This window comes from Mycobacterium sp. (assembly GCF_049280035.1).
Classification (GTDB): domain Bacteria; phylum Actinomycetota; class Actinomycetes; order Mycobacteriales; family Mycobacteriaceae; genus Mycobacterium.
Genome location: NZ_JBAPPI010000692.1, coordinates 1 through 7,409, shown reverse-complemented (window position 1 = coordinate 7,409; position 7,409 = coordinate 1). Strand labels below are relative to the sequence as shown.

At 62.1% G+C, this 7,409-nt stretch carries 12 protein-coding genes and 1 pseudogene; 8 read left to right on the top strand and 5 right to left on the bottom strand.

Annotated elements, in window-relative coordinates; genetic code table 11:
* A partial coding sequence (locus tag WAN71_RS22225) for a YhgE/Pip family protein (protein ID WP_422227398.1) occupies positions 1-672 on the top strand: 672 nt, incomplete at its 5' end.
* Positions 673-676: 4 nt separating this feature from the next.
* The gene (locus WAN71_RS22220; RefSeq protein WP_422227397.1) at positions 677-805 is read left to right on the top strand and encodes a hypothetical protein; all 129 of its coding nucleotides are present in this window, start codon (positions 677-679) and stop codon (positions 803-805) included.
* A 26-nt stretch (positions 806-831) separates the two neighbouring features.
* On the opposite strand, the gene WAN71_RS22215 is transcribed toward WAN71_RS22220, so the two are convergent.
* The 3 genes from WAN71_RS22215 to WAN71_RS22205 all read right to left on the bottom strand — a co-directional run bounded on the left by WAN71_RS22215 (position 832) and on the right by WAN71_RS22205 (position 3,187).
* On the bottom strand, positions 832-1,122 hold the full coding sequence (locus WAN71_RS22215) for a hypothetical protein (protein ID WP_422227396.1): 291 nt from the start codon (positions 1,120-1,122) through the stop codon (positions 832-834).
* Between the two features lie 45 nt (positions 1,123-1,167).
* Positions 1,168-2,766, bottom strand: a complete 1,599-nt coding sequence (locus WAN71_RS22210) for a cytochrome b (protein ID WP_422227395.1) — start codon at positions 2,764-2,766, stop codon at positions 1,168-1,170.
* Positions 2,767-2,920: 154 nt separating this feature from the next.
* Positions 2,921-3,187 (bottom strand): YdeI/OmpD-associated family protein, encoded by a 267-nt coding sequence (locus tag WAN71_RS22205; protein WP_422227394.1) that lies wholly within the window; start codon positions 3,185-3,187, stop codon positions 2,921-2,923.
* 130 nt (positions 3,188-3,317) lie between these two features.
* On the opposite strand from WAN71_RS22205, the gene WAN71_RS22200 reads away from it, so the two are divergent.
* From WAN71_RS22200 to WAN71_RS22185, 4 genes are read left to right on the top strand one after another with little or no spacing between them, the layout of a single operon-like run.
* Positions 3,318-4,127 carry a helix-turn-helix domain-containing protein gene (locus WAN71_RS22200; protein WP_422227399.1) on the top strand — a complete coding sequence of 270 codons (810 nt, stop codon included), beginning with the start codon at positions 3,318-3,320 and terminating at the stop codon, positions 4,125-4,127.
* Complete coding sequence (locus tag WAN71_RS22195) at positions 4,114-4,515, top strand: VOC family protein (protein WP_422227393.1); 402 nt, start codon at positions 4,114-4,116, stop codon at positions 4,513-4,515. The genes WAN71_RS22200 and WAN71_RS22195 overlap by 14 nt, the downstream gene beginning before the upstream one ends.
* A 24-nt stretch (positions 4,516-4,539) precedes the next feature.
* Positions 4,540-4,893, top strand: coding sequence for a VOC family protein (locus WAN71_RS22190; protein WP_422227392.1), 354 nt, complete (start codon positions 4,540-4,542; stop codon positions 4,891-4,893).
* Between the two features lie 22 nt (positions 4,894-4,915).
* A complete protein-coding gene (locus WAN71_RS22185) occupies positions 4,916-5,284 on the top strand; it encodes a VOC family protein (RefSeq protein WP_422227391.1) in 369 nt (122 codons plus the stop codon).
* Positions 5,285-5,353: 69 nt separating this feature from the next.
* Here WAN71_RS22185 and WAN71_RS22180 read toward each other — a convergent pair whose 3' ends face one another.
* On the bottom strand, positions 5,354-5,989 hold the full coding sequence (locus WAN71_RS22180) for an isochorismatase family cysteine hydrolase (protein WP_422227390.1): 636 nt from the start codon (positions 5,987-5,989) through the stop codon (positions 5,354-5,356).
* Between the two features lie 122 nt (positions 5,990-6,111).
* Between WAN71_RS22180 and WAN71_RS22175 the strand changes: the two genes are divergently transcribed.
* A complete protein-coding gene (locus tag WAN71_RS22175) occupies positions 6,112-6,441 on the top strand; it encodes a PE-PGRS family protein (RefSeq protein ID WP_422227389.1) in 330 nt (109 codons plus the stop codon).
* 76 nt (positions 6,442-6,517) lie between these two features.
* Here WAN71_RS22175 and WAN71_RS22170 read toward each other — a convergent pair whose 3' ends face one another.
* The gene (locus tag WAN71_RS22170) at positions 6,518-7,093 is read right to left on the bottom strand and encodes a hemerythrin domain-containing protein (protein ID WP_422227388.1); all 576 of its coding nucleotides are present in this window, start codon (positions 7,091-7,093) and stop codon (positions 6,518-6,520) included.
* Positions 7,094-7,251: 158 nt separating this feature from the next.
* On the opposite strand from WAN71_RS22170, the pseudogene WAN71_RS22165 reads away from it, so the two are divergent.
* Positions 7,252-7,409: pseudogene (locus WAN71_RS22165) on the top strand (betaine-aldehyde dehydrogenase); the annotation flags it as partial.

Here is a 7,409-nt window from a genome sequence, read left to right as displayed (position 1 = left end):
GCGATCGCCGACACTATCGGTGGCCCGGTTCAGCTGGAAGCCACACATGAGAACGCCGCGCCCAACTTCGGCACCGGCATGGCGCCGTTCTTCCTCACACTCGCCTTGTTCTTCGGTGCGCTCGTGCTGTGGATGGTGCTGCGGCCCTTGCAAAACCGCGCGATCGCCGCAGAGGTGATCGCGATCCGCGTGGTGCTTTCCAGCTACCTGCCCGCAGCAGTGATCGGGATAATGCAGGCGATAATCCTCTACGGCGTAGTGCGATTCGCCCTCGGGATGCACGCCGCTCATCCGGTCGCGATGCTGGCCTTCATGATCCTGGTTTCCGGTGCGTTCATCGCCGCCACGCAGGCGATCAATGCACTCGTCGGTCCGGCGGTAGGGCGCGTACTGATCATGGCGTTACTGATGCTGCAGCTGGTTAGCGCCGGCGGCATGTACCCGGTGGAAACCACGTCGAAGCCATTCCAGATACTGCATCATTTTGACCCGATGACGTTCGGCGTCAACGGACTGCGGCAGCTCATATTGGGCGGCATCGATTTCCGGTTGTGGCAAGCGGTGATCGTGTTGATCGGTATATGGGCGGTCGCACTGACGATCTCGTGTCTATCGGCCAGACGTAATCAGCTGTGGAACCTGACCAGACTCCTGCCGTCGATAAAAATCTGACGTCATGAATGGCGATCGGGCGTTCGGGCGAATGTGGGTCCGTTACCTGTTTGGTGTGCTGTACAGCTACCTGATCGCTTTGGTCGAAGTGATCGCGATCCTCAACCTCGCCGAACCGAATGGGATCGCCTGAGCGACGTTGCTAATGCAAGCTGGCAACTAGACCGACCAGTACGGCTGCTGGTGCATCGCTTGCTCGAGAAATCCTGGTGTCGCCTGCTCGTCGGCTGGGATGCCATCACCATGCGCGAGTGGGCACCAGAAGGGGTCGCCTTCGATGATCCACACTGCTTTCACCGGCTCGGAAATAGGGGCGCCCGCCGGCGGTGTAATCAGGTCTGCAGCGAACCCCTGCGCGCACGGCCAGGTGAACCCGTCGCTGTAAATCAGCTCGTCGTCATGGTTTTCGGCGATGACGTGGTAGTGAGGTAACCCGGCCAACTCGTCCACGCGATGAGCGTATTACGGCAACGGCTTTTCTGCGCCGTGCGACGGTTATTGCTGACGGTCCAGCAGCGCGGTGAGCGCGCGTTGTTCGGCGGCGTGGCTGGCTTCGGAGAGCGCGGTGTCTTCGGAGGCGGGGTCGGAAAACAGGAAGCTGCCGGAACCCGGCGAGCCGCCCAAGCCGAGTCTGTTCATCTTGGTGGGCACCGGGGCGCCCTGGTACTCCAGCGGCAACGGCTGGCCGATCGGCTGGTGCAGTTCGATGTAGGCGCCGTGCGGCAAGCGTTTGACGATGCCGGTTTCGATGCCGTGCTCGAGCACCGCGCGGTCGCTGCGCTGCAGGCCGATGGCCCATCGGTAGGTGATGAAGTAGACGATCGGCGGCAGCACGACCATGCTGATGCGCCCGATCCAGGTCGTCGCGTTCAGTGAGATATGGAATTTCAACGCAATGATGTCGTTCATCGCGCTCAGGGTGAGCACCATATAGAAGGCGATCGCCATGGCTCCAATCGCGGTGCGCACCGGCACATCTCGTGGGCGCTGCAGCAGGTTGTGGTAGCACCTCTGGTGGGTATCGTCGCCGGTGAACCGCTTCTCCAGGAACGGATAGATCGTCAGCAAGACGAAAACCAGGCCCATAATCAGCGCGACAGCAACCGTTGTCGGCACTGTGTGGTGTCCGATGTAAAGCTCCCATGCCGGCCAAAGGCGCTGCAGCCCGTCGGGCCACATCATGTAAAAGTCCGGCTGGCTGCCTGCTGCGACCTGAGAAGGCCGGTAGGGACCTAGATTCCAGATCGGGTTGATCTGTAACAGGCCGCCCATCAGGCCCAAGATCGCCACGGTCAGCGCGAAAAAGGCGCCGGATTTGACGGCGAACACCGGCATCACCCGCACCCCGACGACATTGCGCTCGGTGCGGCCGGGCCCGGGGAACTGAGTGTGCTTCTGGAACCACACCATCGCCAGATGCGCCCCGATCAACGCCAAGATGAGGCCGGGGAAGATCAAGATATGGATGGCATAAAGCCGCGGGATCAAGACGTCGCCGGGGAAGTCGCCGCCGAACAGCGCCCAGTGCAACCAGGTGCCAATCACCGGTAGCCCCAACGTGATCGATGACAGTGCGGCCCGCAGTCCGGTACCCGAGAGCAAATCGTCGGGCAGTGAGTAGCCGAAGTAGCCCTCGAACATCGTCACGATAAGTAACAAAGCACCGATTACCCAATTGGCTTCGCGAGGCCGGCGGAACGCGCCGGTGAAAAAGACGCGAGCCAAGTGCACCATGATCGCCGCGGCGAACATCAGAGCGGCCCAGTGGTGAATCTGGCGCACGAACAGCCCGCCGCGGACCTCAAAAGAGATGTTGAGTGCTGATGCGTAAGCCCGCGACATCTCCACGCCGCGCAACGGCTGATAGACACCGTTGTAGGTGACCTCTGTCATGGATGGATCGAAGAACAGCGTCAGATAGACGCCGGTGATCAGCAAAACGATGAAGCTATACAGCGCGATCTCACCGAGCAAGAACGACCAATGCGTCGGGAAAACCTTGTTGAGCTGGCGCCGCACCGCGGCCGACGGGTGATAGCGCGCATCAATGTCGTTGGCTTGGCGCGCCGCGATATTCGCCAGGTTGAGGCTCATGACGACCATCTCCTCACGGCCGCGACCGCAGCTACGCGGCCGGCAACTCGCCCACAGCAGGCGGGCGAGCCGTCTACTATGCAACGTAGTACCACAAAGCGTAGTACTGCATCGCGCGCAGGTAAAGGGAATTGGTTTAAAGTGCCGCGACCAGTTACCTGCCGGTGCGTTCGCGGTGCTTGCACCCCGGCCAGCAGCAGGGCCGGCGCATGCCCTCTTCCAGCTCTTCCTGGGTTCGCCGGATGCGGCGCTCGCGAGTCACTTCTTGCTTGGCGTCCTCGACCCAGCAGATGAACTCGTTGCGCGCCAAGGGTGTGATGTCGTTCCACGCAGCGAGCGCCTCGTCGTTGGCGATCAGCGCTGCGCGCAAATCCGGGGGCAGCTTGTGCACCACCCCGCCCGGTACTCGCTGGCTGCTCACAGTAGTCAGGGTAACTTCTCACCTTCCTTCACCGCCTGCGGCTAGCGTGGGAGTCGTGGTTGCCGACGAGCCGGGGCGCACTTGGGAATTCGTCACTGCGCGGCCGCGGAGTGCTCCCGGCGTTGCGTCGATGGTGGGATACCGTGCCCTGGCGGCTCCGGGCGAGGTGCATCGGGGGATGCCGTCGTCGACGCTGACCTTCATCGTCAGCCTCGATGACGGGGTGGAGGCGACTGACACCGCCGAAGGCCTTCCGACCGCGCGAGCAAACCCGCTGCTTTTGGGCGGATTGCAGGTGCAGGCCGCTCATATTCGTCAACGCCGCGGCCAAGCCGGCGTGCAGTTGGCGGTGCACCCGCTGGCCTCGCGCGCACTGTTCGGAATGCCCAGCGCCGAGCTGAGTCCGACAGACTTCGACGGCACCACCGTATTAGGCCGGCGCGGCATCGAGCTGCGTGAGCGGGTAAGCGATGCAGGTCATTGGCGAGATGCGTTCGCCTTGATCGCGGAGTACTTGGTGGATGCGCGAACACGCCGCGACCATTCGACGGTTCGTCCCGAAGTCGCCTACGCTTGGCACCTGCTGCAGCGCAGTCGCGGCCGAGCGTCGGTGAGCGCAGTTGCCGAGCAAGTTGAGTTGAGCGCCAGACATTTGACGACGTTATTCCAGCGGGAAGTCGGTCGTTCGCCAAAGACTGTTGCGATGCTGATGCGCTTCGAGCATGCGACCGCGCGGATCGCCGAGTCGGTGCGGCGGCGTGCGCCAATCGATCTGGCGGCCGTCGCGATGGACACCGGCTACAGCGATCAGGCCCACCTGAGCCGCGAATTCGTCCGATTCGCGGGCGCGCCGCCGCGGCGCTGGGTTGCCGAAGAGTTCCGAAACATTCAAGACGGCGGCCATGCGTCCGGATCAGACTGGGAGCATGACTTCTCCTAATCCGACCGTATGGCTGACGCTGCAGGCTCATAACGCGCCGAAGCTGATCGACTACTACGTGGATACTTTCGGCTTCGTTCTCGCAGTCCGTTACGGCGAGGGTGACACCGTTGACCATGCGCAATTGCACTGGCCCGAAGGAAGCGGCGGGATCATGCTCGGCAGTTATAAGCCGAACGCCGAGTGGTGCCGCGAACCCGGCACCGCAGGCGGCTACATCGTGACCACCGATCCGGATGCACTTTACGAGCGGGTCCTTGAGCACAAAGCCGAGATCGTACGGCCCCTTGGCGAAACAGATTATGGTGCCCGCGAATTCGCTGTCCGGGATCCCGAGGGCAACCTGTGGTCCTTCGGCGACTACCGCGGCGAACCTTTGCCGGCCTGACCGTCCGCCGCGAAAGGAAACCGCGTGCAAGCTACCAAAGTCATGGCTAACCTCCGAGTGGCTGATATCGAGGCGGCCAAGGGCTTCTACACCGACTACCTCGGCCTGAGCGACGAGCAGTTCAACATGGGATGGGTCGCCCGGTATACCTCTGCCGATTCCAGGGCGGTCGTCCAGCTGGTAACGAGCGATGCCACCGCCGCTGAAGACTCGGTCATTTCGGTCTGCACCGATGACATCGACAGTGCCTACGCCGAAGCCCAAGAACTCGGCTACGAAATCGTGCATCCATTAAGTACAGAGGCATGGGGCTTGCGCCGGTTCTTCGTACGAGCACCGGACGGCAATGTCATCAACATCACGAACCACCGGGACTAGGACACGATCAGGAGGCCGCAGCATGAAGGTCGACCGACCTCCGGAATTCCACTCGGTCACACCGCGCATGGTCGTGAGCGACGCCGCAGCAGCGGTCGAGTTCCTGCGCGCGGTCTTCGATGCCGTCGGCCAGGTACAAGCCGGACGTCCGACAGAAGTGCGCATCGGTGACTCAGTTGTCATGGTGACCTCGGCCGTCGAGCGCGACCTGTTCCCGGCTTTTCTCTACGTCTACGTCGACAATGCGGACCTGGTCTATAACCGAGCCCTCACCGCAGGTGCGATGAGCCTTGAAGCGCCGCTCGACACCCCCTATGGCGACAGGCGGGCCATGGTCCGCGATCCGTTCGGCAACGTCTTCCAGATCGCGCATCGCACAGACGACCGCTGATGAGTCAGCCGCATCCCGATCTTGACGATTCCTCCCAGATTTCGACGGCCGGGCAAAGGGATCTAACACCTACGACACGATCAACGATGAAATCGCCTCGACGGCTTCGTCTGCTGATACCACTGCGGTGGCGTAGTTAGGGATATTGACTTCCAGGGCCGCATGCATCTCGTCGTCGGAGTAGCTCGCGGTCGCATCCTTGACCACGGCGACCTCATAGCCCAGTTCAGCGCCGTACCGAACTGTCGCTTCGAGGCAGGTGTGTGCAATAAGTCCCGTCATGATCAGCTGATCAATGCCATGCCTTTTGAGCAGAACATCCAGATCGGTGTTGGCGAAACCACTGGAGCACCAATGCTCCTGCGCGACGACATCGCCCGGTTGGGGTTCGAATTCCCGACGGAGCTGCCCACCCCACGTTCCGTATTCGAACGTCCTACGTGACCACGCTGCTTTCTGGATTGGCGCGATGTACTTCCAGTTCTCGTAGTCGCCAGGCCGATACCGGTGATGCAGCGCATAAAAGACGCGGACGCCCGCGCTACGCGCAGCATCAAGGACTTGGCTCATGTGCGGAACGCAGTTGTTGGCTTCCGCAACGCCTCTGAGGCGATCCCATACCTTGCCGCCTTCGGAGATGAAATCGTTGTACGGATCAATCAGCACTAGACCGGTGCGGTCCTTGTCATAGATCACGTCGTTCATCTCACCACCGCGCCACGTGCCACCACTACACCCGCGGCATGAAGCCAGCTAATTTTTTCGAGGATGTTTTGCACGTGTGTGGGAGCGGGTACACCCCGCGCATGTTAGCGAAATTCAACTTAATGAAACCGCTGGTGGTTGGTGGCGCTGTTGCTGCGGCGATTGCTGTTACGCCTGTGGCAGCAGCTGAAACTTTCGCGGCGGGTCCGGCAATGGCTGGTGCGGCGCCCACGCATGTCGTCTTCAAGCAAGACCCAGGCGGGAGCGGCTGCGACGCCAACGGCAACTGCGGCTCCGGTGGCCAAAACTTCGGCCCCGGTGGCGGTCCGGGCGGGCAAGGCTGCGTCCCGGGTGTCGGTTGCGGCTCCGGTGGCCAGTTCTGGGGTCCGGGCGGCGTGCCGGGTGGTACCGGATGTCTTCCGGGTGTCGGCTGCGGCTCCGGCCACGGCTGACCTGCACTGAACCGTTGACAATCGGCAAGTTCGCCGTGGGTGGCACGGCGAACTAGCCGCTACGCGTCGAGCCCGATCATTCGCCTCTGAGGCTTCCGATGCGCAGCGAATAGTCGGCGGGTCTGGACGGCGAAGCGTTTTCGAGATCGTCAACGTAGTGCTGCGGGTCGCGGTCGGTGATGTCTAATCCCTTGGTAGTGCGATGCTGCGCCATGAACTCGCGATATTGCCGCCCGAGTGCCTCCCGAAGACCGACCGGGGCATGCCGGCGGAAATCTGAAAGTCCTTCTCTTTCTTCTTCGCCCATGTGATCGTCGTTGGCCCGTCGGGTCTGACCGACCGCCGCCCACCATTGTTCGGTGCCGACCGGGGCCGCGTTCGCGGCTGCCACTCCGTCGCGAATGTCGTTGTGATCGCCGATCGCATCGAGCGTCTCGCCTTCGGGATCGTCGAGGCCGCGCTTGAGCAGTTGCGGATAGAAGATCTTCTCTTCGATGTAGGCGTGCAGGTCCAGCTTCTCGCCGAGCGGGCGCCATACCCGCTCGAGTGCGGCATGGTCGACCGGTGTTTGCGCCTGCAGGTCGTCCAGCTTGGCGAATCGTTCGCGGAACCACTCATGGTCATCGAGGATCAGCTTGGTGATGTCAGCCATTTCGACTCCCAGTTTCCTCCGATCGCTGCGCCTGCAGCCACCATGTGCTCCGGATCCTACGAAGCGACCTAGCTACAGGACCGCGGTGGCCCTGGGCTACACTCGGGAATCTCTCTCTACAGAGATAGAGTCGCAACGAGGCGAGAAGGGATACACCTATGACGGTGCAGGCTGTGCTGGAGGAGATCCGTAAGCGACCCGGCACCGGTGACGTGATTCCGATCATCGACCCCGCTACCGAAGAGCAGATCACCGAGTTCACCGATTGCGGCCCCGAAGCCATCAACGACGCCGTCGCGCGTGCGAAGGCCACCGC

Coding starts and splice junctions, on each gene's coding strand:
- WAN71_RS22220 (WP_422227397.1), top strand. CDS start 677: ATGAATGGCGATCGGGCGTTCGGGCGAATGTGGGTCCGTTACCTGTTT.
- WAN71_RS22210 (WP_422227395.1), bottom strand. CDS start 2,766: ATGAGCCTCAACCTGGCGAATATCGCGGCGCGCCAAGCCAACGACATT.
- WAN71_RS22200 (WP_422227399.1), top strand. CDS start 3,318: ATGGTGGGATACCGTGCCCTGGCGGCTCCGGGCGAGGTGCATCGGGGG.
- WAN71_RS22195 (WP_422227393.1), top strand. CDS start 4,114: ATGACTTCTCCTAATCCGACCGTATGGCTGACGCTGCAGGCTCATAAC.
- WAN71_RS22185 (WP_422227391.1), top strand. CDS start 4,916: ATGAAGGTCGACCGACCTCCGGAATTCCACTCGGTCACACCGCGCATG.
- WAN71_RS22180 (WP_422227390.1), bottom strand. CDS start 5,989: ATGAACGACGTGATCTATGACAAGGACCGCACCGGTCTAGTGCTGATT.
- WAN71_RS22175 (WP_422227389.1), top strand. CDS start 6,112: ATGAAACCGCTGGTGGTTGGTGGCGCTGTTGCTGCGGCGATTGCTGTT.
- WAN71_RS22170 (WP_422227388.1), bottom strand. CDS start 7,093: ATGGCTGACATCACCAAGCTGATCCTCGATGACCATGAGTGGTTCCGC.